The 25,688-nt window shown below is 69.8% G+C and carries 22 protein-coding genes, 1 tRNA gene and 2 pseudogenes; 11 read left to right on the top strand and 14 right to left on the bottom strand.

The features are described from left to right. Positions 1–197: 197 nt before the first annotated feature. Positions 198–1,001 (bottom strand): IS5 family transposase, encoded by an 804-nt coding sequence (locus H537_RS0133730; protein ID WP_029001411.1) that lies wholly within the window; start codon positions 999–1,001, stop codon positions 198–200. A gap of 360 nt (positions 1,002–1,361) precedes the next feature. Here H537_RS0133730 and H537_RS55190 point away from each other — a divergent pair, with 360 nt between their 5' ends. After that, complete coding sequence (locus H537_RS55190) at positions 1,362–2,531, top strand: PEP-CTERM sorting domain-containing protein (RefSeq protein ID WP_211235133.1); 1,170 nt, start codon at positions 1,362–1,364, stop codon at positions 2,529–2,531. Positions 2,532–2,962: 431 nt separating this feature from the next. Here H537_RS55190 and H537_RS47055 read toward each other — a convergent pair. From H537_RS47055 to H537_RS56080, 3 genes and pseudogenes are all read right to left on the bottom strand, one after another. Next, positions 2,963–3,987 (bottom strand): annotated as a pseudogene (locus H537_RS47055) (IS110 family RNA-guided transposase). Between the two features lie 121 nt (positions 3,988–4,108). Further along, positions 4,109–4,447: a phosphatase PAP2 family protein gene (locus tag H537_RS56075; protein WP_043461257.1), complete on the bottom strand. Its 339-nt coding sequence runs from the start codon at positions 4,445–4,447 to the stop codon at positions 4,109–4,111. A gap of 16 nt (positions 4,448–4,463) precedes the next feature. Next, a pseudogene (locus tag H537_RS56080) lies at positions 4,464–4,595 on the bottom strand (hypothetical protein); the annotation flags it as partial. Between the two features lie 41 nt (positions 4,596–4,636). Between H537_RS56080 and H537_RS0133755 the strand changes: the two are divergent. Further along, the gene (locus H537_RS0133755) at positions 4,637–4,912 is read left to right on the top strand and encodes a type 2 periplasmic-binding domain-containing protein (protein WP_043461259.1); all 276 of its coding nucleotides are present in this window, start codon (positions 4,637–4,639) and stop codon (positions 4,910–4,912) included. Positions 4,913–5,161: 249 nt separating this feature from the next. Here H537_RS0133755 and H537_RS0133760 read toward each other — a convergent pair. Then, positions 5,162–5,246: transfer RNA gene (locus tag H537_RS0133760), tRNA-Leu, on the bottom strand. A 242-nt stretch (positions 5,247–5,488) separates the two neighbouring features. Between H537_RS0133760 and H537_RS53785 the strand changes: the two genes are divergently transcribed. The 3 genes from H537_RS53785 to H537_RS0133775 all read left to right on the top strand — a co-directional run bounded on the left by H537_RS53785 (position 5,489) and on the right by H537_RS0133775 (position 7,337). Then, positions 5,489–5,659 (top strand): hypothetical protein, encoded by a 171-nt coding sequence (locus H537_RS53785; protein ID WP_156902114.1) that lies wholly within the window; start codon positions 5,489–5,491, stop codon positions 5,657–5,659. 358 nt (positions 5,660–6,017) lie between these two features. Next, positions 6,018–6,356: a DUF4148 domain-containing protein gene (locus H537_RS0133770; RefSeq protein ID WP_029001414.1), complete on the top strand. Its 339-nt coding sequence runs from the start codon at positions 6,018–6,020 to the stop codon at positions 6,354–6,356. A 156-nt stretch (positions 6,357–6,512) separates the two neighbouring features. Next, a complete protein-coding gene (locus tag H537_RS0133775; RefSeq protein WP_238446911.1) occupies positions 6,513–7,337 on the top strand; it encodes a PEP-CTERM sorting domain-containing protein in 825 nt (274 codons plus the stop codon). A 91-nt stretch (positions 7,338–7,428) separates the two neighbouring features. Here the strand turns inward: H537_RS0133775 and H537_RS47065 are convergent, their stop codons facing one another. The 3 genes from H537_RS47065 to H537_RS0133790 form a co-directional block, all read right to left on the bottom strand. Continuing rightward, positions 7,429–8,718 (bottom strand): NRAMP family divalent metal transporter, encoded by a 1,290-nt coding sequence (locus H537_RS47065; protein WP_051244129.1) that lies wholly within the window; start codon positions 8,716–8,718, stop codon positions 7,429–7,431. 138 nt (positions 8,719–8,856) lie between these two features. After that, positions 8,857–9,039, bottom strand: coding sequence for a hypothetical protein (locus tag H537_RS0133785; protein WP_156902116.1), 183 nt, complete (start codon positions 9,037–9,039; stop codon positions 8,857–8,859). A gap of 293 nt (positions 9,040–9,332) precedes the next feature. After that, positions 9,333–9,629: a hypothetical protein gene (locus tag H537_RS0133790; protein ID WP_029001417.1), complete on the bottom strand. Its 297-nt coding sequence runs from the start codon at positions 9,627–9,629 to the stop codon at positions 9,333–9,335. A gap of 50 nt (positions 9,630–9,679) precedes the next feature. Here H537_RS0133790 and H537_RS49980 point away from each other — a divergent pair, with 50 nt between their 5' ends. Then, positions 9,680–13,231: a response regulator gene (locus H537_RS49980; RefSeq protein WP_051244134.1), complete on the top strand. Its 3,552-nt coding sequence runs from the start codon at positions 9,680–9,682 to the stop codon at positions 13,229–13,231. 20 nt (positions 13,232–13,251) lie between these two features. On the opposite strand, the gene pdxR is transcribed toward H537_RS49980, so the two are convergent. Then, entirely contained in the window at positions 13,252–14,757 is a 1,506-nt protein-coding gene (pdxR, locus tag H537_RS0133800) for a MocR-like pyridoxine biosynthesis transcription factor PdxR (RefSeq protein ID WP_029001418.1), read from the bottom strand. 109 nt (positions 14,758–14,866) lie between these two features. Here pdxR and pta point away from each other — a divergent pair, with 109 nt between their 5' ends. Both pta and H537_RS0133810 read left to right on the top strand, forming a co-directional pair. After that, positions 14,867–15,910 carry a phosphate acetyltransferase gene (gene pta, locus H537_RS0133805; protein ID WP_029001419.1) on the top strand — a complete coding sequence of 348 codons (1,044 nt, stop codon included), beginning with the start codon at positions 14,867–14,869 and terminating at the stop codon, positions 15,908–15,910. Further along, a complete protein-coding gene (locus H537_RS0133810) occupies positions 15,907–16,668 on the top strand; it encodes a TSUP family transporter (RefSeq protein WP_029001420.1) in 762 nt (253 codons plus the stop codon). The genes pta and H537_RS0133810 overlap by 4 nt, the downstream gene beginning before the upstream one ends. A 99-nt stretch (positions 16,669–16,767) precedes the next feature. On the opposite strand, the gene sorB is transcribed toward H537_RS0133810, so the two are convergent. From sorB to H537_RS0133835, 5 genes are all read right to left on the bottom strand, one after another. Next, positions 16,768–17,109 carry a SorB family sulfite dehydrogenase c-type cytochrome subunit gene (sorB, locus tag H537_RS47075; RefSeq protein ID WP_043461261.1) on the bottom strand — a complete coding sequence of 114 codons (342 nt, stop codon included), beginning with the start codon at positions 17,107–17,109 and terminating at the stop codon, positions 16,768–16,770. Positions 17,110–17,120: 11 nt separating this feature from the next. Continuing rightward, positions 17,121–18,347 carry a SorA family sulfite dehydrogenase catalytic subunit gene (sorA, locus tag H537_RS0133820; protein ID WP_029001421.1) on the bottom strand — a complete coding sequence of 409 codons (1,227 nt, stop codon included), beginning with the start codon at positions 18,345–18,347 and terminating at the stop codon, positions 17,121–17,123. Positions 18,348–18,595: 248 nt separating this feature from the next. Then, positions 18,596–20,284 carry a cobaltochelatase CobT-related protein gene (locus H537_RS0133825; protein WP_043461263.1) on the bottom strand — a complete coding sequence of 563 codons (1,689 nt, stop codon included), beginning with the start codon at positions 20,282–20,284 and terminating at the stop codon, positions 18,596–18,598. Continuing rightward, positions 20,284–21,234: an AAA family ATPase gene (locus tag H537_RS0133830; RefSeq protein ID WP_029001423.1), complete on the bottom strand. Its 951-nt coding sequence runs from the start codon at positions 21,232–21,234 to the stop codon at positions 20,284–20,286. The genes H537_RS0133825 and H537_RS0133830 overlap by 1 nt, the downstream gene beginning before the upstream one ends. A gap of 39 nt (positions 21,235–21,273) precedes the next feature. After that, positions 21,274–22,080 (bottom strand): IclR family transcriptional regulator, encoded by an 807-nt coding sequence (locus tag H537_RS0133835; protein WP_043461265.1) that lies wholly within the window; start codon positions 22,078–22,080, stop codon positions 21,274–21,276. Positions 22,081–22,226: 146 nt separating this feature from the next. Here H537_RS0133835 and xsc point away from each other — a divergent pair, with 146 nt between their 5' ends. The 3 genes from xsc to H537_RS0133850 all read left to right on the top strand — a co-directional run bounded on the left by xsc (position 22,227) and on the right by H537_RS0133850 (position 25,683). After that, positions 22,227–24,032: a sulfoacetaldehyde acetyltransferase gene (gene xsc, locus H537_RS0133840; RefSeq protein WP_029001425.1), complete on the top strand. Its 1,806-nt coding sequence runs from the start codon at positions 22,227–22,229 to the stop codon at positions 24,030–24,032. Between the two features lie 106 nt (positions 24,033–24,138). Continuing rightward, positions 24,139–25,170, top strand: a complete 1,032-nt coding sequence (locus H537_RS0133845) for a YeiH family protein (protein WP_029001426.1) — start codon at positions 24,139–24,141, stop codon at positions 25,168–25,170. A 108-nt stretch (positions 25,171–25,278) separates the two neighbouring features. Continuing rightward, positions 25,279–25,683: a nuclear transport factor 2 family protein gene (locus tag H537_RS0133850; RefSeq protein ID WP_029001427.1), complete on the top strand. Its 405-nt coding sequence runs from the start codon at positions 25,279–25,281 to the stop codon at positions 25,681–25,683. Positions 25,684–25,688: the final 5 nt, after the last annotated feature.

The following is a 25,688-nucleotide window of genomic DNA, read 5'->3' on the forward strand; positions in this document are numbered from 1 at the left end:
GCCTACAGGGCTTGCCCATCAAGCGAGCCGTATACATGCGTGCAGACCAGTTCCATCACAACGTAGAGCTTGCAAAAGGCGTCGGCTCCATACATGCGGAAAAGTACGAGATCCCCGTCCATGGCCGTGCACGCCACCGGCAAAAGAGGCGGGTCCTGACAATTTCCACGGGACTTTAGAAGCTCTAACTTTTTGCCCTACGAAGGCAGCAAATGGTTCCAGCAAATGAGCGCGCAACCCAGGGTCAGAAAGGCCTGATGGATGTCGGCACGCCGCTCAAAGCGCGTGTGCAGCCGACGCATCTGGTGCAACCACGCGATCGTGCGCTCAACCACCCAACGTTGCTTTCCCAGACCGGAGCCATGAGGCGTGCGACGACGGGCAAGGCGAGGCCGCACGCGCAGGGCTCGCAGCCAGCGCCGGTGTGGCTCCGAGTCGTAGGCGCGGTCGCCCAGCAGCGCCTTGGGACGGCGGCGCGGGCGGCCACGCTTGCCGCGCACCGGCGGCACCGACTGAACGAGCGGGCGCAGCTGCGTGCTGTCGTGGCGGTTGGCACCCGTGATGTGCGCGGCCAGCGGCACGCCTTGCCCGTCAGTGAGGATGTGGTGCTTGCTGCCTTTTTTGCGCCTGTCCACAGGGCTTGGCCCCGTTTGCTCGCCTGCATGAACAGCACGCACCGAAGACGAGTCGATCACGGCACGGGACCAGTCAATGCGATCGGCCCCGCGCAGCCGGGCCAGCAGCTCAGCATGCAGCTTGTCCCACACACCCGCAGCATGCCAGTCGCGAAGGCGGCGCCAGCAAGTCATCCCGCACACGCCCATCTCAACGGGCACGTCCTCCCACTGGATGCCAGTCTTGAGGACAAAGACGATACCGGTCAGGCACCGCCGCGGGTCGGCCGGCTTGCGACCCGTGTGGTCCTTGCGGCGCGGTTTTGGCGGTGGCAGCAACGGCTCGATCACAGCCCAGAGTTCGTCATCAATCAGCGGCCTTGCCATGGTGGAACCTCACCCAGTAGACGCTCTCACTGGCATGCCAGCATCTACCATGCCCGCAAAAAGTTAGGGCTTCTTAACTGAACTTTAGGCGCCGAGGCGCACCCATCTGCACGGGAAGTGCGTCCACCCCGGGCAATGATTGAAAAGTCACTGTGACGTTTTGCGCCGAGTATTCAGCGCTGCGTGGCGATGCACGATCTGCAAAGTATTAAGTGAAATATCAGTATCAAATGACGGAACTGAGCCAGCTTATTCGAGGGCTGGCTGTTGGCGAGCGTGAAAAATAGACTGGCACCTTGCACCGGAGTTTCCTCTGGATGGGTATGCCCGCATGGCGGGCTTCATTGGATGGAGGTGCCAATGGTTGCACGTCATAGTCTGGTGGGCCTGGCCATTTCGGCTGCGCTGGCCCTGGTTGCGGCGGATGCCCAGGCTCAATTGCGTTATCGGCTCAAAGTTTTGAGCTTTGGGGTTCCTGTCGGCGAGGAAGAATTTTTCAACCCTGCCGCCATCAACAACCTCGGTGCGGTGGCCGGCACGGGGTACCGTGAGGGCGATGAGTGGTACGACCTCAACGCCATCGCCCACGTCGCCCTGGGCAAGACTGCAGTGCCCTTGCTGGGTGCCGAGGCGTTCACTGAATCTCAAGCCTACGGGATCAACGACCGCAACCAGATCGTCGGCAGTTACAGGCTGCCGGATACCGGCGACCGTGTTCCGTATCTTTACCAGGGTGGCCACTATCGGAATTTGCGCGTCGAAGACACGAAGGGCGATGACTTTGCGACGGATGTCAACGCCTCGGGCCAGGCCGTGGGACGCGCCAACGGACGAGCCTTCCTCTTCGACGGCGTGCGTTCGCGGTATATCGACGTGCCCGGTGCCGTCTCTTCGCAAGCCCTTGCGCTCAACGATCATGGGTCCGTGGTGGGCTCCGCTACCTTCAACGCGCCCGGTGGCGACTACGAAGACCGTGCCTTCGTGTACGACGGCCGTGAGGTGAGATTGCTGAGCAGCCCGCCGAATTCGCAGCCTGCTCAAGTGGTCACCATCAACAATCCCGGGCAAATGGCCACCATCGCCTACAACCCCGATGACAACGCCACCCGGTCCTTCATCTACGAGGCCGACGGCCAGGTGACGCAGATCGCCAGCCTGGCCACGCCGCCCGGGGAGCGGGAAGTGACCACCGTGACCGGCCTGAACAACCGGGGCTGGGCCGTGGGCCGCTCTGTCGGCAGCAATTGCACCGAATCGACCTGCTTCGAGGCCTTCCTGTGGCGCGACGGCAAGACCGTCAGCCTCAACGACCTCCTCGTGCCCTGGCAGGCCAAGCGTTGGCACCTGTCAGATGCCGTGGCCATCAACGACCGCGGGCAGATCACGGGCCGGGCATCGTTCGACTTCCTTGCCTTCGACACCTACGTGCTGACGCCCGTGCCCGAGCCGCAAGGCTGGGCGCTGTTGCTGGCCGGGCTAGGGCTCGTCGGCATGGTGGCGCGACCGCGGCAGCACCGTCCGGTGCCATAGCAAGGTCCCTTCAATGCCCTAGCAACAAGGGCCAGGCCTCTGCGGGCGCCGCTGAATCGGCTGTCCGTCCCGCTGGAAAGCCCTCATTCCCGCCGCCCGGGGCAGGGTAGACAGACTTTCCGTGCATGTATGGAGCCGACGATTTTGCAAGCCCTACGTTGTGATGGAACTGGTCTGCACGCATGTATCGGGCTCACTTGATGGGCAAGGCTGATTGCATGCCCGCAGCCTCGATAAGATCCGCGCATCCCGTCCTCAGCAAATTGGCGGCCTGATTGCTCAGCCGGCGCCGAAAACAGGTTCTCGGGATGCTGGTCTGACCGATCCGTCATCACGTGGCGTAGAACGTCGCAAACCTGCGCTGGGTGTGTTCCTTCTTGAGGTAATTGCTGCTGCCGGCCGTGTCCGAAGTCGGCGTGGCGGTGCCGAACTCAGGCGGCACCAGAACGCACGTACTCGCGATCGCTGCTGAGCAGCGACTGGCTCATCCTGGCGTTCTTGTTGGCCAGGGCGACCGCGGCACGGAGGTAGCCCCGGCGCGCGATGAGCTCGCACAGCCACCTGCTCTGCGCGTCGGCCTTGCCCGCGGCATACCTGAGCACCGATCTGGCGCCGTGGATGAGCAATGTCCGCAGGTAGCTGTCGCCGCGCTTGCCGATGCCGAATAACCGCGACTTGCCGCCCGACGAATACTGCCTCGGCACCAGACCGAGCCAGGCCGCCAGGTGCCGGCCGTTCCTGAATTTGCTGGCATCGCCAACAGCCACCACGATGGCAGTGGCCGTCACGGCGCCCACGCCGTCGATGGCGCTGATCTTCTTGCACAGCGCCGAACTGCGCATGAACGCCTTGATCTTCTGATCCGCCTCAGCGATGCGCGCCTCGACGCTGCGCAGGTGCTCTAGCAAGTCCATCAGCAGGTCGCAGCAGAACTGTGTGAGCTCAGCGTTGTCACTAGACAGCACAGCCAGCATCGCACGGTGAAACGCCGCCGGCGACTGCGCGATGATGATTCCGCGCTCCGCCAGGACGCCACGCATCTGGTTGATGATGGCGGTCGATTGATGCACCAGCAACTGACGCAGCCGGTGCAGTGCCTGCATGTCATGCTGCTCCTCCATCTTGACAGCCACGAAACGCATGGCCGGGCGGCTGGCGGCCTCGACAATGGCTTCTGCGTCGTTGCGATCGTTCTAGTTGATCTTCACGAACGGCGCGACGTACTGCGGGCTGATCAGCTTGGCTTCGATGCTCATCGCCTGTAGGCAGCGCGCCCAATGGTGCGCCGAGCTGCACGCCTCCATCACGACAAGCCGCGGCTTGAGCTGCGCGATGGCAGCCAGCAGTCCTGGACGGCAGACCTTGGAGCGGTGCAGCACCCCAGGCGGTTGCGGCGGGTTCCGTGCAGCTGGAAAACGTGCTTCGCCAGATCGATTCCAAGGACGTCGACTTCCATGATGGGCCTCCGTACCGAAGTCTGGAAATCCGGCAACAACTCCGCCCGAAGAAATGAGGCGTCGGCTCCATCACAGTAGATGGGTGCGGTAACTGCCATTTTTCAATGGCCGGACAAGCAATTACGGTGTCCACGCCAAGTCTGGCGCCGTGGCATCGTTGCCGTCGATGTCACCGTTGCGGAACGCGGTGGGCGGACGCCAGAATCCGTAGTGATGCTTCGCGTCGAACACGGCCACCAGCGTATCAGCCATGGCCATGTAGGCCCGTGCGAACAGCCTGGCGTTCTGCACCGGCGTGCGTTCGCCACGAGCCGCGAAGTCGCGCAGGATGGGGTTGCATGTCGGCGCCCCGGTGAGCGTACAGAACTGCGCAACAGGGGCTTCCGACTTCGGGGCGTGGGCCACCGCTGTTGCCGACATGCCGCGGCGCGCGGCGCCACTGGTGTACCAGGTTGGCATTGCGGCCGTGGGCCTGGGCCACAGCTGCCACCGACGCACCAGGCTCTTTGCAGGCCGCCAGCACGGCTGCCTTGAGCTCGGCGCCATGGCGCAGCCGGGGATTGTTCCTTGTACATAGACGTCCATCAACCGGTTTGATGGAAAGCATCGTTGGCGTCTGGCTTCAGCTACTCAAGATGGGAGAACTGGATGCTTACGTCCCGGCGCATCGAGGTCACGGTGTTCAGCTTCGCGGCCGTGCCGCACCTGGTGGTAGAGACGGGCAGCGTGGGCACCGTGCACACCCGGCTGGCGCACCCTGCGCAACGGTCGTTACCGCTGAAACTTTCTCGTGAGCTCGTACCCGTGCTCAAGATGCAGCAGGCGGTTCAATGGCACAAGTGCCGCACGCAGGCTCCCGCTCTGGTCTGGCTGCATGATCTGCTGCGTCAGTCGGTGCTGCTTACGGACGCACGGGCAGCTTGACAAGCCACTGCAAGGCAAGACGTTTGACGCGTTCGGCCGATCATCCCGATTGAGGATACGTCCGGCGTCATGGGTGTCATGGCCGCTGCCTGGTGCAGGGATCAACGTGCTGGGGCTGATGCTCGATCCGCGGCCGGTCTGCCAAACCTGGTGAACTGGCTGGATGTCAACGCCGACCCGCTGCACTGGAGCCAGCGCATGGCCTGATCGGCTGCACTTCGCGCAGCTCTGGGCTCGACTGCCGGATGCTGGTGCGCCTGGCCGGACTCGAACCGGCACGAGTTTCCTCACTGCCCCCTCAAGACAGCGCGTCTACCAATTTCGCCACAGGCGCGTGGGCCGGCCTGGAGCCGGCGGCTGAGATGCTGGCAGGGGCCGCGCCCGTTGAGACGCAGCGGCCTGACCAAGGCGCGAATGATACCCGAAGATGTCGATGCCGTTGAGGCCACATCGGTGCCCGTGTCGATTCGCGTGCATCGAGCGTCAGCCACCGCGGTGTCTGCTGAAGCAGCAGCTGACGCGAGCGCTGAGCCTGCTGGAGCGCGTCCAGCAAAGCGACCGTCGGGCCGCCGAGTCGTGTACCTCGCACTGCCGCTGCAGCAGCGCGCCTTGATGCCGCACCACCTCGAAGAGGAAGACACCGTGCTGTTGCCGCACACCGCTTGGCTGCTGATGGCAGAAAACTGGTCAAGCGTGGCGTCCCGGATGTCAACGGTGGTCGAACAGAAGCCGGCCGGCCGCCGTTGAGTAGCAGCACAAGAGCGCCTGGTGCGCTGCAGTCCGGAAGGCCAGCTTCGCATCGCAGGGCGTTGGCGGCATGTCGGCCACGAGAGGCGCGTCCGCGCCCGTACAGCCCGCGCAGGCGGCAAAAAAAGCCCCGGTCCTTGCGGAGCCGGGGGCTGTGAGGAAAGTCATCAATGAAGCGTAGCTGCGCTCCCGCAAGCTACGTCGCCATCTTGCCCGCCATGGCCGGCAAGGCCGTTGTGGGAATCCACAGGGTGCCGGAAAGGTATCCCTGCTCTCGCCGCCTGATTGCGCCAGCTCCCGCTGCAACTCCTACAGTGTGGGCAGCCGACTTCATACGAAAGCCGGCGAGGAGATGCCCATGAAGCTCTACATCCCGATGGCAGCGCTGGCCGTGGCTCTGGCTTCCACGGCAGTCTGGGCACAAGACCGGCCGCTCACGCGCGCCGAAGTGAAAGCCGAGCTCGAACGCGCACGCGCCGACGGCTCGCTGCAAAGGCTCAACAGCGATTACTCCAACTGGTGGGAAGGCACGAGCCAAGGCGCCACTCCAGCGGGCGCTGCCGGCCGCAGCTTCGACAGCGGCGCACCGGCCATGCAGGGCGCCAAGTCCCGCGCCGAGGTGAGGGAGGAACTGCGCCGTGCCCGCGACAGCGGTGAGCTGGAGAACCTTCGGGATAGCTACGTAGGGGGCCACTGAGCCGGCCGCCCGGCCGATGTGAGGCCGGGCGTTTCGGCCCGGCACGGGAAGTCCCTTGCATACGCGTTCGATCGATGAGGAACCGGCCGGCGCGCTGCTGCGGATGGCTTGAGGAGTTGTCCCACGAAAGCCTTGTCGTGGAGCCTGGCCGCCTTGGTGCTTCAAGGCGCGCAACCCCTGCCCGCGCAGGCCGCCCTGCCCTCCTACCGCATCGATCTCCTCGACGCCGCGCCCGCCGGTTTCACCTTCGGGCCCGCGTCGATGAACGACCGCGGCGCCATCGCCGGCCTGGCGACCGACAACAGCACCTTGCAGCAGCAGCTGGCGCTCTACCGCGGTGGCCGCTTCGAGTTCCTGGGCGCGCTGGACAGCCTGGGCGGCTTCAGCGACCTGCGCGAGGTGAACAACCGCGGCGAGGTGGTGGGCCACGTCTTCCGCAGCGAAGGGGTGCGGCCCTTCATTTACAGCCGCGGGCAGCTGTCGCTGCTGCCGCTGCCTGAAGACGCGCGCGGCCAGGCCCGGGTGCTGGACATCAACAACGCCGGCCAGCTCTTCGTCGGCTATTCGATCGACCGGGACAAGGACGCCAATGACGAATGGGGCGCCTATGTCTACGACAGCGGCCGCTACACCCTGGTGTCGGGCGGCAACTACTTCGGCGTGGACATGAACGAGAAGGGCCGGGCGGTCGGTGACTTCTTCGACGAGTCCGGCGACCCGATGATCTACGGCGCCAACCTGTTCGCCAGCGGCCAGTTCGCCACGCTCGACAGCCTCAAGCGCCCGAGCGACGTGCCGTGGCAGCTGCTGCAGACCTTCGCCATCGACAACCGCGGGCGCGTCCTGGGCTTGGGCAGCATCGCGGACAACGAGTACCGCTTCTTTCTCGCCACGCCGGTACCCGAGCCCGGGACCCTGGGCCTGATGCTGGCCGGCAGCACGCTGCTGGCTGCAGCCCACCGCCGCCGGCGCCCACGCTGAACCGGCAGCCCCGGCCCAGGCCGTCCCGGGCCGGACGCATCCAGAGACAAACTTGTGAAACGGTGGCGAGCGTCGAAGGTGCCGCCGGGCCTCACAGCGCCAGGCTCACCGCCGCCACCGCGAGCAACGCCGTGGTGAACCAGCCCAGGGCCTGCAGGCCGCGGCCCACCGTGAAGCCTCCCAGCAGCTGCTTCGAGCGCGCTGTCCACATCAGCGCCACAAGCAGCGGCACCGACACCACGCCGCTGATGATCGACGTGAGCACCAGCGCGCGCATGGGATTCACCTGCAGCAGCGTCATGGCGACACCCAGCGCCACGGCCAGCAGCATGACGAGGTAGAAGCCGCGGGCCGCGCGGAAGCGCCGCTCCAGGCCCCGCCGCCAGCCCAGGCCCTCGGCCAGCGCGTAGGCGGCGCTGCCCGCCAGCACCGGAATCGCCAGCAGCCCCGTGCCGATGATCCCGGCCGCAAACAGTGCAAAGGCCCCTGGACCCGCCAGCGGCTGCAGCGCCTGCGCCGCCTGTGCCGCGGTGTCGATGTCGCGTATGCCGCTGGCGTGCAGCGTCAGCGCCGTGGTGAGCACGATGAACCAGCCGATGCCGTTGGAAATGGCCATGCCCACCCCGGTGTCCAGCGCCGAACGCGAGAACTGGCGGCGCGCCTGCTGCGGTGCGGCCCGGATCGGCCGCTCATCCGGCGCAGCGCGCTGCTCCTCGACTTCCTGCGCCGACTGCCAGAAGAAGAGGTAGGGGCAGATGGTGGTGCCCAGCACGGCCACGAGCATCTGCGCGTACTCGCGCGAGAACTGGACCTGCGGCACCAGCGTGCGCCGCAGCACCTCATCCCAGGGCACGTTCACGGTGAATGCGGCGGCCACGTAGGCCAGCACGCTCAGCGTGAGCCATTTGAGGTAGCGCACGTAGCGGCTGTAGGGCACGGCCACCTGCAGCGCCACGGACACGGCGCCCATCCCCACGGCCCAGGCCTCGGCACGGCCAGGCAGCAGCAGCGTGGCGGCCTCGCCCATGATCATCAGGTCGGCGCCGATGGTCACCGCGTTGGTCAGGAAGAAGGCCAACAGCAGCGGCCACAGCAGCCAGCGCGGCAACACGCGCGCGAGGTTGGCGGCCAGCCCCCGGCCCGTCACCCGCGCCACGCGCGCGCAGATGGACTGCACCGCCACCATCAGCGGGTAAGTCAGGCCCATGGGCCACAGCATGGCCATGCCGAACTGCGCGCCGGCCTGGGCGTAGGTCCCGATGCCGCTGGGGTCGGCATCCGAGGCGCCGGTGATCAGGCCGGCAGCGAAGCGGCTGCGCTGGGTGGGCGCGCCGTCCGGCGGATCCGTCGCCGTGGCAAGCAATTGGGGTCGGGAAGCCATGCCCCGACTCGGCAACCGGAAAACCTGGGAAGGATTCCGAGCCTTGCGGGGTCAAACCGGCGTCATCTCATCCGCCCGCGCCCGCCTCACCTCAACGCTTGCTGCTGGCGCACGGCCGAGTGCCGGCCCTGCCCCAGGCTACGCCAGGCAGCCGTCCGGATGGCCGCAGCCGGCATTCATTGCCAGCGCGTCAGCCCTGCGATAGGACTCCAGGCGCGCGGCGAGGAAAGCCCGCTCTTCAACGGGCAGGTGCTGCTCACGCAGCTGATGCTCAAGCGCACTCAGCGCCGCGGCGGAGATGCGCTGCAGCTTGCGGCGCACGATGGATTCGACGCCGCAGCCGGCTTTGATTTCTGGTTCTTGCATGCGTGTACTGCGCGGGACCGATGAGCACCGGCACGGCCAATTCGACCAAGGTACTGAACCGGTCATGGAAAGCGTTCAAAGAGGAGTTTGGTCAGCTCGGCCGTTGCGCCGAGCGCTGACGTCACTGGATCGGCCTGGCCACACGAAGCTCATATCGTGCAGCCTGGAAAACCGTGAATTCTTGCCGCCATTGCCAACCTGGTCTATTCGGGGTTCCCTGGGGACACCGTACGGTGGCAGGTTGCCCTTCAAGCCGTGCGCAACGGCGCCTTCACGCTGAAGACGCTACCCCGGCCAGGCGGCCCGACCGCCTGGTGACGGCGCTGCACGCAAGCCGCCTCGATCTGCGGCGGCGCCTGTTTCATCAGCACCTGCCCCAGGCCGATGACGGCGTTGAGCGGCGTGCGGATCTCCTGGTTGGCCTCCAGGGCCGTGACGTCGCCGGTCCATCGGTTCCAGGCATCGAGCAGCGTTACTCCATCACGTTGCACCGTCTGGCCGCATCGCTGGAGCGGCTCAGCCCAGGCGGCGCTGCCGTGCGGCATCGACAATTCCTCAAGCCCCAAAGCCAGAAATCCCAGGCCTTTTCGCGACCATGACGTTCAACCGCCCCTCGCCCGCCCGCATTCTCCTTGTCGAGGACGAAGGCCTTGCCGCCCTTGAGCTGCAGCGGCTCCTCCAGGACCTGGGCTACCAGGTGGCTGGAAGAGCCCACGGCGGCGCGCAGGCGCTGGTGCTCGCGGCGAAGCTGCAGCCGGACCTGGTGCTCATGGACATCGACCTGCAAGCCCCCCTGGACGGCGTACAGGCGGCACTGCAGCTGCGCCAGGGCGATGCCCCGCCCGTAGTACTCCTCACGTCGCAGCTTGACCCCGACACGGTGGCCCGGGTGGCGCGGGCCGCACCCCACGGCCTGCTGACTCGGCCTTTCACGGCGGAGGCACTGCGGGCGGCCATCGAAGTCGCCCTGGCGCGCGCACGGCAGGAGAGGCACGCCACGGCCGAGCGGCAACAGGCCCAGGCGCAGCAGGCACGGCAGCTGCGCCAGGCCAACGAGGCGCTGCAGGTCCAGGGCCGGCACCTGGCCAATCTCAACGAAGCCTTGTGGCAGTCCGTGAACGGCACCGAGCCGGCCGCGGCGCCGGCGCCGGTACCCCTGGACGACCCGAGGCGGCTGGCGGCGCTGGCGCGCACGCAGCTCATGGACTCCGCGCCCGAGGAAGTCTTCGACGGCTTCACGCGGCTGGCCGCGGCCTCTCTGCAAGTGCCGGTGTGCCTGGTGAGCCTGGTGGACGACCGGCGCCAGTTCTTCAAGAGCGCCGTGGGGCTGCCCCCGCCCTGGGACACGCTGCGCCAGACGCCGCTGTCCCACAGCTTCTGCCAGCACGTGGTCAACTCGGGCGCGCCGCTGGTGGTGGAGGACGCGCTGCTGGACCCGCGCGTGCGCCACAACGGTGCCGTGCACGACTTGGGCGTGCGCGCCTACCTGGGCGTGCCGCTCGCCACGCCCGACGGCCAGGTGCTGGGCAGCTTCTGCGCCATCGACAGCCACACGCACCACTGGAGCGAGCACGACCGCGAGCTGCTGGAGCGCATCGCGCAGTCCGTGCTCGCCAGCATCGCGGTGCGCATGCAACTGCGCGCGCTGGAGCAGCGCGTGCAGGAGCGCACGGCGCAGGTGCGGGCGACGGAAACCAGGTACCGCGGCCTGTTCGACTCCATCGACGCGGGCCTGAGCATCATCGAGGTGCTGTTCGACGAGCACGACAAGCCCACCGACTTCCGCTTCCTGGAGGTCAACCCGGCCTTCGAGCGGCAGACCGGCCTTCGTGGCGCCGTCGGACGGCGCATGCGCGAGATCGTGCCGGCCCACGAGGACCACTGGTTCGAAGCCTACGGCCGCATCGCCCTCACGGGCGAGCCCATGCGCTTCGAGAACGAGGCGGCGCAGCTGCAGCGCTGGTACGAGGTCTACGCCTACCGGCACGGGGAACCGCAGCAGCGGCAGGTGGCCGTGCTCTTCAACGACATCACCGCACGGCGGCAGGCCGATGTCCAGCTCCAGGCGCTGGCCGCGACCCTGGAGCAGCGCGTGCAGGAGCGCACGGCCGAGCTGATCGCGGCACGCGACGCCGCCCATGCCGCCAGCCGGACCAAGAGCGCCTTCCTGGCCAACATGAGCCACGAGATCCGCACGCCGATGAACGGCATCATCGGCATGACCGAAGTGGTGCTGGACGGCAAGCTCGACAGGGACCAGCGCGAGCTGCTGGGCGTGGTGCGCGAGTCGGCGCAGTCGCTGCTGTCGGTCATCAACGACATCCTGGACTTCTCCAAGATCGAGGCCGGCCACCTGGACTTCGAGCACATCGGCTTCGACCTGCACGAGCAGGTGATCGCCACGGTGCGCACGCTGGCCGAGCCGGCACGCGAGAAGGGCCTGGCGCTGGAGTGGGTCATCGCGCGCGACGTGCCGCGCCGCGTGGTGGGCGACCCGCACCGGCTGCGCCAGGTGCTGCTGAACCTGCTGAGCAACGCCGTGAAGTTCACGCTGCACGGCGGCGTGACGCTGGTCGTTTCGCGCCGTCCCGAAGCCGAGAGCGAGGCCGGGCAGGGCTGCGTACTGCACCTGCGCGTGCGCGACACCGGCATCGGCATTGCGGGCGACAAGCTCCAGGCCGTGTTCGAGCCGTTCACGCAGGCCGACGCGTCGACCACGCGTCGCTTCGGCGGCACCGGGCTGGGACTGGCCATCTGCCAGCGCCTGGTGAGCCTGATGGGCGGCGAGCTGTGGGCCGAGAGCGAGCCGGGCCAGGGCAGCACGTTCCACTTCACGACCCGCCTGGGCCTGCAGGGCAGCGTGGAGGACGAGCTGCTGCGCGACGACGGCGCGGGCGAGCCGATGCCGCGCGTGCTGATCCTCGATGCGGCCCCGATGCAGGACGGCACCCTGCTGGCGACGCTGGCGCAGTGGCGGCTCAAGCCCGTGGCCGTGGCCGAGCTGGCGGAAGCGGTGCGGCTGATGGAGTCGACGGCGCGGCACCACCGCGCGATCCAGAGCGTGCTGGTGCGGGCCTCGATGCTGTCGCTGCAGCCGCTGCGAGACCTGGGGCAGCTGCTGCCGCGGCTGTGCGGCACCGCCGCCCACGGCCGCCCGGTCATCCTGCTGGAGGACGAGGCCCTGCCCGAGGCGCAGCGCAGCCTGTTCAAGGTGGCTATCGCGTGGCCCGGGGTGCCCTCGGCGCTCTTCGATGCGATGACCACGTTCGAGGGCTTCACCCACAGCGCCCTGGGCAGCGGCGACGCGGCAGCCACGGGCAGCGTGGGCGGCGCACCGGCACGGCACCGCATCCTGCTGGCCGAGGACAACCTGATCAACCAGCGGCTGGCCGTCCGGCTGCTCGAAGGCCTGGGGCACGAGGTGGTGGTGGTCGGCCATGGGCAGGAAGCCGTGCAGCGTGTGCAGGCCGAAGACTTCGACCTCGTCCTGATGGACGTGCAGATGCCGGTGATGGGCGGCTTCGAGGCCACGACCGCGCTGCGCGCCCTGGAGGCCCCGCTGGGCCGGCACACGCCGATCGTGGCGATGACGGCGCATGCCATGGCAGGCGACCGCGAGCGCTGCCTGGCGGCCGGCATGGACGGCTACCTCAGCAAGCCCATTTCCAAGGCCGAGCTCGCGCGCGCGGTGCAGGAGCACGCCCGGCGCCGCAAGGCGCCCCGGCAGGACGAAGCGGCGCCTTGCGCCGCCGGCCCGGCACAGGCGCCGGCCTCGCCCGCGGAGAAACCGGCCGGGCCGCTGTACGACCGACCCCGGGCCGTCGAGCTGCTGGGCGGCGACGAGGAGCTCTTTGACGACGTGGCGAGGCTGTTTGTGGCCCAGGCCGAGGCCGAGCGGCGGGCGCTGCGCGACACCCTGGGCGCAGGCGACCTGGAAGGCCTGGGCCGCGCGGCCCACGGCCTCAAGGGCAGCGCCGCCACGGTGGGCGCCGCGGCCACCAGCGAGCACGCTTCGGCGCTGGAACAGGCCTGCACGACGGGCCGCCCGGACGGGGTGCGCACGCTCGTGGATCAGCTGCTCCAGAGCCTGGATGCCCTGGAGACCCAGCTTCGGCAGGATCTGGGCGAGGCAGAACAGGCCCGGTAAGGACGCCTTGCGCCGTGGCGCTACATCTGGCGGATGAGCTCGCCCAGCGTCGCGATGCCGGGCTCGATGGCGGGCAGCGGGATGGCCGACCAGCCGATGCGCACGAAGTGCCGCGGCGCGGGCTCGGTCATGAAGAACACCTCGCCCGGCTCGATGAGCACACCGCGTTCGCGAGCGCGCGCCGCCAGCTCGCCGCCGTCCATGCCGTCGGGCAGTTGCACCCAGCAGGAGCTGCCGCCGGACACCGGCACCACCCGGCATCGCGGCGCATGCTGCGCCAGCGCCGACAGCACCGCGGCGGCCCGGTCGCGCCAGGCGGCGGCCTGCCGGCGCAGCAGGGAGTCGTGGTGCCCGAGTGACAGGAACAGCGCGAACGCCCGCTGCACCAGCGCGGACGGATGGCGCAGCTCCAGGCGGCGCAGCGCGCGCAGCTCGGCGATCAACTCGGCCGGGCCCACCACGTAGCCCATGCGCAGTCCCGGCGCCACGCTCTTGGAGAGGCTGCCGATGTAGATCACGCGGTCCTCGCGGTCCAGGCTCTTGAGGGCGGGGAACGGGTCGCCGTCGAAGCGGTTCTCGCTCTCGTAGTCGTCCTCGATGATCACGAAGTCGTGCTCCTGCGCCATGCGCAGCAGCGCCTGGCGCCGGTGCAGGGGCATGGTGACGGTGGTCGGGCACTGGTGGCTGGGCGTGGTGTAGATGTAGTCGCAACCAGCCAGTGCCGCTTCCACCGGCAGCCCGGCCTCGTCCACCGGTACCGGGCGCAGCATGCCGGTGCGGCTGGCGAAGATGTTGCGCGCGTCCGGATACCCCGGGTCCTCCATCGCCACGCGGCTGCCCTCGCGCATGAGCAGGTCCGCCAGCAAGTACAGCGCATGCTGCGCGCCCACCGTCACCACCACCTCCTCGGGCGCCGCCCACACGCCGCGCCGCGGCAGCACGCGCGAGCAGATCTGCTGCACCAGGCGCGGGTCGTCGCGCATGATCTGGTCGGGCCCCCAGTCGCGGATGTCCACCACGCTGAGCGTCTTGATCACGCACTCGCGCCAGTCGGCGGTGGGAAACAGCGCGGCATCGAACTGTCCATACAGGAACGGATACGGGTAGCGCTGCCAGTCCGCCGGCTTGACGATGCTGCGCAACGCCGAAGGGTGCTGCTTGAAGCGCGACGGCCAGTCGGGCCGCCGCGCTGACGCGGGCTCGGGCGATGCCGGCGCCGCGCCAGGCTCGGCGCGCACCCGGCCCGCGGTGATGTCGGGGCTCACGAAGTAGCCGCTGCGCTGGCGCGCCTGCACATAGCCCTCGTCGGCCAGCTGCTGGTAGGCCAGCACCACCGTGTTGCGCGCCACGCCCAGCGCCTGGGACAGCTCGCGGCTCGAAGGCAGCGGCGTGTGCGGCGGCAGCAAGCCGTCCAGGATGGCCCTCACCACCATCGCGCGCACCTGCGCCTGCAGGCCCTGCTGCTGCTGCTGGGCACCGTGCTGCAGCAACTGCTTCCACAGGGCGGCATCCAAGCGCTGTGCCATGACTGCTCCGTTCTGGACTCAACGATCGGCCGGATCTGGCCCTAACCGCAGGCGGCGGACGTGGCCACACTGCGCAGCCGGCAAGTGTCGCCCATTGCAAGGAACCTCCATGAAGCCGATCCACCGCATCATCGACCAGGCGCGCAGCGCGCCGCAACGCATCGTGCTGTGCGAGGGCGAGGACCCGCGCGTGCTGAGCGCCGCGACACGCGCCCGGCGCGAAGGCATCGCGCGGATCTCGCTGGTGGGCGACACGCGGCGCATCGTTGCGGCGGCACGCGCCTGCCGGGCCGACCTCGACGGCGTGGACCTCATCGATCCCGCGGCACCCGCGCACCTGCAGCCCCTGGCCGACGCCCTGCACCGGCTGCGCCAGGCCAAGGGCATGACGGCGCAGCAGGCCGTGCAGGAAGCGCGCAAGCCGTTGGTGGCCGCCAACCTCATGGTGCGCCTGGGACAGGCCGACGGGTCGGTGGCCGGCGCCGTGCACACCACGGCCGACGTGGTGCGCACCGCCCTGCAGATCATCGGCAGCGACGGGGCCTCCGGCCTGGTGTCGAGCTTCTTCCTGATGATGCTGTGCCAGCCCTTCCACAGCCTGCAGGGCGGGCTGATCTTCTCGGACTGCGCGCTGGTGGTGGAGCCCGACGCGGCGCAGCTGGCCCAGATTGCCGCCGCCGCGGCCGACAGCGCGCGCTCCCTGCTGATGGCCGAACCGCGCGTGGCCATGCTGTCGTTCTCCACCGACGGCAGCGCGCGCCATCCGGCCGTGGACAAGGTCACGGCGGCCACCGCGCAGCTGCGCCGGCTGCGCCCCGACATCGCCGCCGACGGCGACGTGCAGCTCGATGCCGCCCTCGTGGCCGAGATCGCGCAGCGCAAGCTGCCGGATTCGCAGGTGCAGGGCCGCGCCAACGTGCTGGTGTTCCCGAACCTGGAGGCCGGCAACATCGGCTACAAGCTCGCCGAGCGCCTGGGCGGCGCGGTGGCCATCGGGCCGCTGCTGCAGGGCCTGGCGCGGCCGGCCAACGACCTCTCCCGCGGCTGCAGCGCCGACGACATCTTCCACGTCATCGCCGTCACCGCCGTGCAGGCCCAGGCGACGGCGGCGCGGCGCAAGGCGCCGGGGCCTGCGGCGGCATGCTGTCCATGACGCTGCCGGACGGCACCTTCGCGCTGCTAATGCTGGTCGCGCTGGGCAGCTGGTTCCAGACGCTCACGGGCTTCGGGCTGGGGCTGATCGTGGTCGGCGCCGCCAGCGCCCTGGGCCTGCCGCTGGCCGGCGTGGCGACCTTCGTGAACCTGGTGTCGCTGCCGCAGAACGCGCTGGCACTGCGCGGCTGCGGCACGCACATCGACTGGCGCCTGGCCGCCGCCGCGACGCTGGGACTGCTGCCCGCCGTCGTGCTCGGGCTGCTCCTGCTGGAGCAGCTGGACGCCACCGCCGCGCTGGCGCTGCAGGCGCTGCTGGGAGCGCTCGTCCTGCACGCGGCGCTGGGGCTGCTGCGCCGGCCCCGGCCGCTGGCGCAGCCGTCGTCCACGCCCAGCTTCGTGCTCAGCGGCCTGGCCGGCGGCCTGATGGGCGGGCTCTTCGGCATGGCCGGTCCGCCGCTGATCCTGCACTTCTACCGGCAGCCGCTGGACGTGGCCCGTATCCGCAGCGCGCTGCTGGTGGTGTTCACCGCGATGTCCCTGTGGCGCACCCTGGCCAGCGCGGCGCAGGGCCATCTGGACACGACGCTGGCGCTGCAGGCCGGCGCCGCGCTGCCGGTGATGGCCGTGGCCACGCAACTGGCCCGGCGCCTTCCGCCGCCGCTGTCCCAGGCCGGGCTGCGGCGCCTGGCCTACGGGGTGCTGTGGGTGCTCGGGGCGTGGCTGCTCATCGACGCGCTGCGGCGGCTCGTGCCTTGACGGGCGGGAATCCGCCGGCGCGCCCCTTCGATCCAGGACGAACCCGCGCCGAAGTCGCCCGGCGCTTCGCGGCCCGGCCTTCGCCGGGCCGCCCTGCACCTACCGCGGCTGCTCGTTGCCGTAGGTCTTGACCAGGTACTCCACGATGGCGGGCATGTCGGCCTCGTCCACGGGTGCCTTGAACACCATCTTCATGCGCTTGACCATCGCCTCCCAATAGGGGCGCGCGGCCGTGGGCGGCTGGTAGGCCATGTACTCGGCCGAGTGGCAGGCCACGCAGTTCGCCTGCGCCTTGGCATAGCCCGGCAGCGTGCTGGGCTTGAGCTGCAGGCCGTCGGGCGGCAGCTCGATGCGTTTCACATCGGCCCGCGCCGCGCCGGCCGCGACACCGATCACCAGGGCCGCCACCGCGGCGGCCAGCGTCTTGACTGCTTGTCCCATGGCTGTCCTCCTCAAGCGGCGGTGACCTTGACCGACTCGACCACGTTGCGCATGTAGCCCGCGGGCTGCCACAGCGCCTGCATGGGCTGGCTCTGGCCCGAGCGGTTCCATGCGCGCACGCGCAGGTCGTGCGGGCCCTTGGCGGGCGTGAAGGCGAAGCTGAACTCGCGGAACGAGTAGCGCCCCAGGTCGTCGCCCAGCCGGGCGCCGCGCCAGCTCTGGCCGCCGTCGGTGGAATACGCCACCTCGCGCACGCCCTGCCCGCCGTCGAAGGCGATGCCGCGCACCACGGTCTCGCGCCCGGCGGCCAGCCGCGCACCGTCGGACAGCGAGGTGATGAAGGAGCGCACGTTGAAGCGCCCGATGGGCCGCGTGGCCGTCGGCGCCGTGCCCGGCTCGACGCAGGCGCAGTCGTTGTCGGGCACGCGGTAGGCCGGCTTCATCCAGAAGCCGTCGAACACCTGGTCGACGACCTGGATCTCCGACAGGTGCTTGACCCAGTAGGTGCCGTAGTGCCCCGGCACCACCAGCCGCACCGGGAAGCCGTTGAGCAGCGGGAGGTCGGCCCCGTTCATGCGGTAGGCGAGCATCACCTCGCCGTCCAGCGCGTGGTTCAGGTCCAGCGCCTTGACGAAGTCGCCGCCGCCAAAGAGCGCCGTGTCCAGCCCGTCGAAGGTGACCTGCCGCGCCGTGTCCTTGACTTCGGCGCGCGCCAGCACGTCCTTCAGCGGCACTCCCAGCCAGCGTGCGTTGCCCATGGCGCCGTTGCCCAGCTGGCCACCCGTCACGCGCGGCTCGAAGAGCCCGCGGCTGTTGCCCGAGCACTGGTTGACGGCGACGATTTCGACGGGTTTGAACTGCGAGCGCAGCTCGGCCATGCTCAGCTCGAAGGGCTTGCCCACCGCGTTGCCGCCGATGCGGATGACGTGCTTGTCGCCGTCGATGGCCGTCGGGATGCCGGCGTGGTGGTAGCGCACGAAGAACGCGTCGTTGGGCGTGAGCAGGCCGTCGTTGAAGACCTCGAACGGCGTCTCCAGCTGCGGCGGGCGCGAGGTCAGCACGATCAGCGGTCGCTTCTCCGGGTAGGCCACCAGGCGGCGGGCGCCGTTGGCGAAAGGCAGCTCGAAGGCCGCGCCCTGCGCCAGCGCAGTGCGAGCCAGGCCAGCGCCGGCCAGCAGCCCGGCGCCGCCGGTGAGGAGCCTGCGGCGCAGGCGGTTGATGGCGTCGTGATCACTCATGGGAATGTCTCCTCCTACAGGGGCAGGACAGGAACCGGGAAGCCTTCCCGGGCCGCGAGCCGGCGCCTTGCGCCGCCGGTGAAAAACAGGACGTGACTGGGCTCATTCCAGTTGGCGATTGCCGTAGAAGAATTCCGTCATGCCCGCGCAGGCGGGCATCCACGCTGACCGGGACGCCGCCCGGAGTTCGTGGACACCCGCCTTCGCGGGTGTGACGGAGTTCTTCAAGTCGGCATCAAGAACTGGGATCAGGCCCGGGCCACGCGCACGAGGGTGTCGATCACGCGGGCGACCAGCGCGCCGTTCAGGCCCTCGCCCAGGTCCGCCGCGACGCTGTGCCGGTACCACGCGCCCAGGTCCAGCCCCACGCCCACGCCGACGAGGGCGATGCCCGCGCGCTCCTGCTGCGCCACCACCTGCTGCAGGTGGTGGTCCAGGTAGCGGGCGTCGTTGGCCTGCTGCGTGGCGCTGTCCATGGGGCAGCCGTCGGACACCACGACCAGGATGCGCCGGCCTTCCGGGCGCGCGCGCAGGCGCTGCGCCGCCCAGGCCACTGCCTCGCCGTCCACGCCCTCGCGGAACAGGTCGCCCTTGAGCAGCGCCGCTACGGCCAGCCGGCTGCGGCGCCAGGATTGCGCGGCGTCCTTGAACACCAGGTGGCAGCGCTCGTTGAGCCGGCCCGGGTGGGGCGGGCGCCCTGCCGCGAGCCAGTCGGCGCGGGCACGGCCGCCGTTCCAGGCACCCGTGGTGTAGCCCAGCAGCTCGGTGCTTGCGCCGGCCTGCTCCAGGCAGCGCAGCAGCAGGTCCGCCAGCAGCGCCACCGCCTCGACGTGCCGGCGCATGGAGCCCGAGCAGTCGATCAGCAGGCTGACCGCGGCATCGACCCGCGGCCGCGGCGACTCCAGCCGGAACACCCGCCGCTGCGCCGGGCTGCTCACGAGCTGCGCCAGCCGCCGCCCGTCGACCCGGCCCGCCTCCAGGCCGAAATCCCAGTCGGGCGCGGCCGGCAGCGCCAGGCCGTGCCGCAGGCGTTGCGCCAACCGGCCCGGGTTGAGACCCAGCCGGGCCATGCGCTGGTCCATCTGCTCGCGCCAATCGCGCAGCAGCGCCGGGCGCACCAGCGTCGCGGCCTGCAGCTCGCGGTCGTAGGCCGTGGTGAACACGCGGTAGGCCGCGCCGGCGCCGTCCAGCAGCGGGCTGTGGCCGGCCGCGGGCGCCGGCAGCGCGGCCTCACTCTCGGTGGGCGGCAGCAGCGCCGACAGCGCCGCCTGCGCCCGCGCCTGGGCCTCGGGATGGCTGCCGGTCGGCGCAGCCCGGTCCGCCTCCAGCTGCGCGCCGGTCCAGCGCGCCAGCGCCAGCGCCGGCAGCGCGAAGGCCGCCTGGTCGTCCAGGCTGCGCTGCATCTGCAGGAGCCAGCCGCCGATGGCCGGCGTGATCCCGGCCCGGGTGGCCTCGATCAGCCCCTCGCTCTCCTCGGCCAGCGGCCGGCGGTTGAAGCGCGACCAGCACAGCTGCGCCAGCGTGTAGAGCAGCAGGCCGGCCGCGCTCTCGGCCAGGCCCTGTGCCAGCGCCGCACGCGACCAGGCCGCGAAGCGCGCGTGAACGTTGGCGGCCAGCCCCGGCAGCGACGCGGGCAGCCGGCTCTCGCAGCGCAGCTGCTCCAGCAGGTCGAACACCAAGCGCTCCACGGCCTCGGCGGGCGCGTCGCCCTCGTGCCGGCCCAGGTCGCCATGGCGCAGCCGCAGCGCGGTCGCGTCGCAGCAGCCGCGCTGCGCATGCAAGCCCTCTTCCGGCTGCAGCCGCAGGTGCGGCGCCTCGACGCGCAGCACCCGCCCGCGTTCGAGCAGCCGCCCGGCACGCGATTCCACACGGCGCGCGGACAGCGCGCGCAGCGCGGCGCCGCACAGCGCCTGCTCCCGTTGGCGGCGCGCTTCCATCAGGCCTGCAGCGCGGATTCGCGCAGCTCCAGGTCGAAGCAGCGCTGGAAGTACTCGGCCACCAGCGGCCGCTCGGCCTCGTCGCACTTGTTGAGGAAGCTCAGGCGGAAGGCCAGCGCGGGGTCGCCGAAGATCTGCTGGTTCTCGGCCCAGCTGATCACGGTGCGCGGCGACATCAGGCACGACAGGTCGCCCGCGGCGAAGCCCTGCCGCGTGAGGCCCGCCACCGCTACCATGCGCTCCACCAGGGTGCGGCCCGCCTCGTCGTCAAGCGCCGGCACGCGGGCGCGCACGATCGCCGCCTCCTGCGCCGGCGCCAGGTAGTCCAGCGTGGCGACGATGTTCCAGCGGTCCACCTGCGCGTGGTTGAGCAGCTGCGTGCCGTGGTAGAGGCCGTCGAGGTTGCCCAGGCCCACGGTGTTGGCCGTGGCGAAGAGCCTGAAGGCCAGGTGCGGGCGCAACACCCGGTTCTGGTCCAGCAGCGTGAAGGCGCCGTCGCGCTCCAGCAGGCGCTGGATCACGAACATCACGTCGGGCCGGCCGGCGTCGTACTCGTCGAACACCAGCGCCACCGGCCGCTGCAGCGCCCAGGGCACGATGCCTTCCTGGAACTCCGTCACCTGGCGGCCCTCGCGCAGCACGATGGCGTCGCGCCCGACCAGGTCGAGCCGGCCGACGTGGCCGTCGAGGTTCACGCGCACGCAGGGCCAGTTCAGCCGCGCCGCCACCTGCTCCACGTGGCTGCTCTTGCCCGTGCCGTGGCGCCCCTGCACCAGCACGCGGCGGTTGTGCGCGAAACCGGCCAGCAGCGCCAGCGTCACGTCGGGCTCGAAGTGGAAGGCCGGATCGACCTCCGGCACGTGCTCGTCGCGGTGGCTGAAGGCGGGCACCCGCAGCGGTACGTCGAGGCCGAAAAGCTCGCGCGCGGACAGCAGAAGGTCGGGTTGCATGGCGGCTCCTGGGTGGGACGGGAGTGGACGGCCTGGCGCTCAGGCGCTCTCGCGCGCCTCGCCCGGCTGCGGGGACTCGATGGCCGCCAGCGCGGCCGCGGCGCGCTGCAGCGCCGGCAAGTAATGCAGCGCCTTGGCGTTGTCCATGCGCATGGACGGCGCCTGGATCGCCACGCCCATGTTGGAGCGCCCGCTGGTGCCCACCAGCACCGCGATGCAGCGCAGGCCGGGCAGGAACTCCTCCTGGTCCAGCGCGTAGCCCTGCGCCTTGACCTGCTCGAGCTCGGCTTCGAGCTTCTCGAAGTCGGTGAGCGTGTGCGGGGTATAGGCCTCCAGCGGCACGTTGGCGAGCAGGCGGCGGCACTGCGCGGGGCTCATCTGCGCCAGGAACAGCTTGCCGCTGGCCGAGCAGTGCACAGGCACGCGCGAGCCCGGGTGCAGGTAGAAGCGCAGCGGCGCGGGCGTCTCCACCCGGTCCAGGTAGAGCACCTCGCTGCCCGAGAGCGCCGTGATGTTGCAGCTCTCGCCCACCTCGGCCACCAGCTGGCGCAGCACCGCGTGGCGCGCGCCGTGGCGGGTGTCGTTGAGCAGCAGCTGCTCGGCCAGGCGGCGCAGCCGCACGCCGGTGCTGTAGTGCCGGCCGTCGCCTTCGCGCTGCAGCATCCCCGCGGACTCCAGTTGCTGAAGCATCCGGTGCAGCGTTGGCTTCGGCACGCCCGTTTCCTCCACCAGCGTCTGCAGCGAGAACACCTCGCTGCGCGCGGCAATCACTTCCAGCAAGGCCAGCAGCCGCATGGTGGGCGTGTCCCCGTCGATGCGGGCGACGTCGTCGGGCAGTGAGTTCATGGCATCTCCTGAAGTTGGAACGAATCGTACCGGAAAACGAGATTTCTCATTGCCTTTTGCGAGATGGTCCACTACATTGGCTTCAACGTCTCGGAAATCAGAACAAAACGTTCCGAAAAAGAGGCGCACTTCAGCAGGAGACTTTCATGAGCGAGCAACGCAGCGTGGCCGTCGGGCCGCAGAAGATGACCCCGTCCGAGGCCTTCGTCGAAACCATGGTGGCCAACGGCGTCACGGACATGTTCGGGATCATGGGTTCGGCCTTCATGGACGCCATGGACATCTTTGCCCCCGCGGGCATCCGGCTGATCCCGGTGGTGCACGAGCAGGGCGCGGGGCACATGGCCGACGGCTACGCCCGCGTCTCGGGCCGCCACGGCGTGGTGATCGGGCAGAACGGCCCGGGCATCAGCAACTGCGTCACCGCCATCGCCGCGGCGTACTGGGCGCACACGCCGGTGGTCATCGTCACGCCCGAGGCCGGCACCATGGGCCAGGGGCTGGGCGGCTTCCAGGAAGCCAAGCAGCTGCCCATGTTCCAGGAGTTCACCAAGTACCAGGGCCACGTGACGCACCCGGCGCGCATGGCCGAGTTCACGGGCCGCTGCTTCGACCGCGCCATGAGCGAGATGGGGCCGACGCAGCTCAACATCCCGCGCGACTATTTCTATGGGCAGATCACGGCCGAGATCCCGCAGCCGCAGCGGCTGGACCGCGGCCCCGGCGGTGAGCAGAGCTTGAACGAGGCCGCCGAGCTGCTGGCGACGGCGAAGTTCCCGGTGATCATCGCCGGCGGCGGCGTGGTGATGGCCGACGGCGTCGAGGCTTGCCAAGCGCTGGCCGAGCGGCTGGGCGCACCGGTGGTCAACAGCTACCTGCACAACGACAGCTTCCCGGCCAGCCACCCGCTGTGGTGCGGCCCGCTGGGCTACCAGGGCTCCAAGGCGGCGATGAAGCTGATCTCGCGCGCCGACGTGGTGGTGGCGCTGGGCTCGCGCCTGGGGCCCTTCGGCACCCTGCCCCAGCACGGCATGGACTACTGGCCCAAGGAGGCCAAGATCATCCAGATCGATGCCGACCACAAGATGCTCGGCCTGGTGAAGAAGATCTCCGTGGGCATCTGCGGCGACGCCAAGGCCGCGGCCCAGGCGCTGGTGCAGCGCCTGGGCGAGCGCACGCTGGCGTGCGACGCCACGCGCGCCCAGCGCGGCGACGACATCGCCACCGAGAAGGCCGCCTGGGAGCGCGAGCTCGACGCCTGGACGCACGAGCGCGACCCCTTCAGCCTGGACATGATCGAGGAGGCCAAGGGCGAGCGCACGCCCTTCGGCGGCCACTACCTGCACCCGCGCCAGGTGCTGCGCGAGCTGGAGAAGGCCATGCCGCCCGACGTCATGGTCTCCACCGACATCGGCAACATCAACTCGGTGGCCAACAGCTACCTGCGCTTCGAGAAGCCGCGCAGCTTCTTCGCGGCGATGAGCTGGGGCAACTGCGGCTACGCCTTCCCCACCATCATCGGCGCCAAGGTGGCGGCGCCGCACCGCCCGGCCATCTCCTACGCCGGCGACGGCGCCTGGGGCATGAGCCTGATGGAGACGCTGACCTGCGTGCGCCACGACATCCCGGTGACGGCGGTGGTGTTCCACAACCGCCAGTGGGGCGCGGAGAAGAAGAACCAGGTGGACTTCTATAACCGCCGCTTCGTCGCCGGCGAGCTCGACAGCCCGAGCTTCGCGGGCATCGCCAAGGCCATGGGCGCCGAGGGCATCGTGGTGGACCGGCTCGAGGACGTGGGCCCGGCGCTCCAGCGCGCCGTGGACCTGCAGATGAACCACGGCAAGACCTGCATCGTCGAGATCATGTGCACGCGCGAGCTGGGCGACCCGTTCCGGCGCGACGCGCTGGCCAAGCCGGTGCGGCTGCTGGACAAGTACCAGGACTTCGTCTGAGCGAGTCCGCTCCCGCCCCGCCGCCGTCCTGGCGCCGCGGGGCCTGACCCGCCGGCCTCCCGCGTGGAGGCCGGGCCGGCGTCCCACGCCCCCTGTCGAGGTTCCGATGCACGCCCAACCTTCCCTGGCGCCGCCGCTGCTCGGCCAGCTGCGCGGCTTCCTGCCCGGCCTGATGCTGTGCGCCACCATCGCGCTGGCCGCCACCTTCGTGTCCGAGCACTACGGCGGTCCGCAGTTCCTGTACGCGCTGCTCATGGGCATCGCCTTCCACTTCCTGGCCGATACGCCCAAGTGCCAGCCCGGCATCGAGTTCGCGGCCAAGAAGTTAGTACGCATGGGCGTGGCGCTGCTGGGCGTGCGCATCGCCGCCAGCGACGTGGCGCACCTGGGCCTGGCCGGCGTGGGTGCGCTGGCCGGCGCGGTGGTGCTGACCATCGGCTTCGGGCTGCTGCTGGCGCGGCTGCTGCGGCTGCCGCCGGCGCTGGGCCTGCTCTCGGGCGGCGCCACCGGCATCTGCGGTATCTCGGCGGCGCTGGCCATCTCCTCCACCCTGCCCGCCACGCGCGAGAACGAGCGCTACACGCTGCTCACGGCCATCGGCATCGCCGCCTTCTCGACCCTGGCGATGGTGCTGTACCCGCTGCTGGTGTCGGGGCTGCACCTGTCCACGGCCGAGGCCGGCCTGTTCCTGGGCGGCTCCATCCACGACGTGGCGCAGGTGGTGGGCGCGGCGTTCATGATTTCCCCGCAGGTGGGCGACGCCGCCACGCTGGCCAAGATGTTCCGCGTGGCCCTGCTCATGCCGGTGGTGCTGGCGCTGGCGGTGCACGCCGGCCGCAACCGGGGCAGCGGCGGCGGCGCCCGCAACGGGCCGCTGATGCCGGTGTTCCTGCTGGTGTTCGCCGCCCTGGCCGCGGCCAACAGCCTGGGCTGGCTGCCGGCGTCCGCGGTGACGGTCGGCTCGGAGCTCTCGCGCTGGTGCCTGGTGGTGTCCATCGCCGCGCTGGGCGTGAAGACCTCGCTGGAGAAGCTCGCCGAACTGGGCTGGAAGCCGATCGCGCTGCTCTCAGGCGAGGCCGTCTTCGTCGCCGGCTACATGCTGCTGGTGGTCACCCTCATGCGCTGGTTCGCCGCCTGACGCCGTGGACCCATCGATAGGCCGCAACTGGCCCTAGGTCCCCGTGCACCCCCTGACTAATCTGGATCCAAGGCCCGCACCCACAGCGGCCCACACCAAGGAGACGACATGAAGCGAGACGACGACCTGCAGCCCGGCGTGGAGTTTCTCCAGGCCTTCGGCGACGCCTGGAACCGCCACGACATCGAGGCACTGATGGAGTTCATGGACAGCGAGTGCACCTTTCACGCCGTGGCCGGCCCGGACCTGATGGGCCGCAGCTTCGTGGGGCGCGACGAGGTGCGCCAGGGCTTCCTGCTGGCCTGGCAGACCTTCCCGGACGCGGCCTGGCTCGATGCCGACCACTTCGTGCAGGACGACCGCGGCGTGACGGAGAGCACCTTCTGCGGCACCCGTGCCGACGGCACCCGCGTCGAGGCGCGCATGGTGGACGTGTTCACCTTCCGCAACGGCAAGATCGCCATCAAGAACGCCTACCGCAAGGACCGCCCGCCGGTCCAAGCTGCGCGCTGAAGGAG

Origin of the sequence: Azohydromonas australica DSM 1124, from assembly GCF_000430725.1 — a bacterium.
In the GTDB taxonomy this organism is placed as follows: Bacteria; Pseudomonadota; Gammaproteobacteria; order Burkholderiales; family Burkholderiaceae_C; genus Azohydromonas; species Azohydromonas australica.

What these genes read in the sequence shown, in the direction of transcription:
- H537_RS0133730 (WP_029001411.1), bottom strand. Translation starts at nt 1,001, where the DNA reads ATGGCAAGGCCGCTGATTGATGACGAACTCTGGGCTGTGATCGAGCCG.
- H537_RS55190 (WP_211235133.1), top strand. Translation starts at nt 1,362, where the DNA reads ATGGTTGCACGTCATAGTCTGGTGGGCCTGGCCATTTCGGCTGCGCTG.
- H537_RS56075 (WP_043461257.1), bottom strand. Translation starts at nt 4,447, where the DNA reads ATGCCAACCTGGTACACCAGTGGCGCCGCGCGCCGCGGCATGTCGGCA.
- H537_RS0133755 (WP_043461259.1), top strand. Translation starts at nt 4,637, where the DNA reads ATGCTTACGTCCCGGCGCATCGAGGTCACGGTGTTCAGCTTCGCGGCC.
- H537_RS0133770 (WP_029001414.1), top strand. Translation starts at nt 6,018, where the DNA reads ATGAAGCTCTACATCCCGATGGCAGCGCTGGCCGTGGCTCTGGCTTCC.
- H537_RS47065 (WP_051244129.1), bottom strand. Translation starts at nt 8,718, where the DNA reads ATGGCTTCCCGACCCCAATTGCTTGCCACGGCGACGGATCCGCCGGAC.
- H537_RS0133790 (WP_029001417.1), bottom strand. Translation starts at nt 9,629, where the DNA reads ATGCCGCACGGCAGCGCCGCCTGGGCTGAGCCGCTCCAGCGATGCGGC.
- H537_RS49980 (WP_051244134.1), top strand. Translation starts at nt 9,680, where the DNA reads ATGACGTTCAACCGCCCCTCGCCCGCCCGCATTCTCCTTGTCGAGGAC.
- pdxR (WP_029001418.1), bottom strand. Translation starts at nt 14,757, where the DNA reads ATGGCACAGCGCTTGGATGCCGCCCTGTGGAAGCAGTTGCTGCAGCAC.
- pta (WP_029001419.1), top strand. Translation starts at nt 14,867, where the DNA reads ATGAAGCCGATCCACCGCATCATCGACCAGGCGCGCAGCGCGCCGCAA.
- H537_RS0133810 (WP_029001420.1), top strand. Translation starts at nt 15,907, where the DNA reads ATGACGCTGCCGGACGGCACCTTCGCGCTGCTAATGCTGGTCGCGCTG.
- sorB (WP_043461261.1), bottom strand. Translation starts at nt 17,109, where the DNA reads ATGGGACAAGCAGTCAAGACGCTGGCCGCCGCGGTGGCGGCCCTGGTG.
- sorA (WP_029001421.1), bottom strand. Translation starts at nt 18,347, where the DNA reads ATGAGTGATCACGACGCCATCAACCGCCTGCGCCGCAGGCTCCTCACC.
- H537_RS0133825 (WP_043461263.1), bottom strand. Translation starts at nt 20,284, where the DNA reads ATGGAAGCGCGCCGCCAACGGGAGCAGGCGCTGTGCGGCGCCGCGCTG.
- H537_RS0133830 (WP_029001423.1), bottom strand. Translation starts at nt 21,234, where the DNA reads ATGCAACCCGACCTTCTGCTGTCCGCGCGCGAGCTTTTCGGCCTCGAC.
- H537_RS0133835 (WP_043461265.1), bottom strand. Translation starts at nt 22,080, where the DNA reads ATGAACTCACTGCCCGACGACGTCGCCCGCATCGACGGGGACACGCCC.
- xsc (WP_029001425.1), top strand. Translation starts at nt 22,227, where the DNA reads ATGAGCGAGCAACGCAGCGTGGCCGTCGGGCCGCAGAAGATGACCCCG.
- H537_RS0133845 (WP_029001426.1), top strand. Translation starts at nt 24,139, where the DNA reads ATGCACGCCCAACCTTCCCTGGCGCCGCCGCTGCTCGGCCAGCTGCGC.
- H537_RS0133850 (WP_029001427.1), top strand. Translation starts at nt 25,279, where the DNA reads ATGAAGCGAGACGACGACCTGCAGCCCGGCGTGGAGTTTCTCCAGGCC.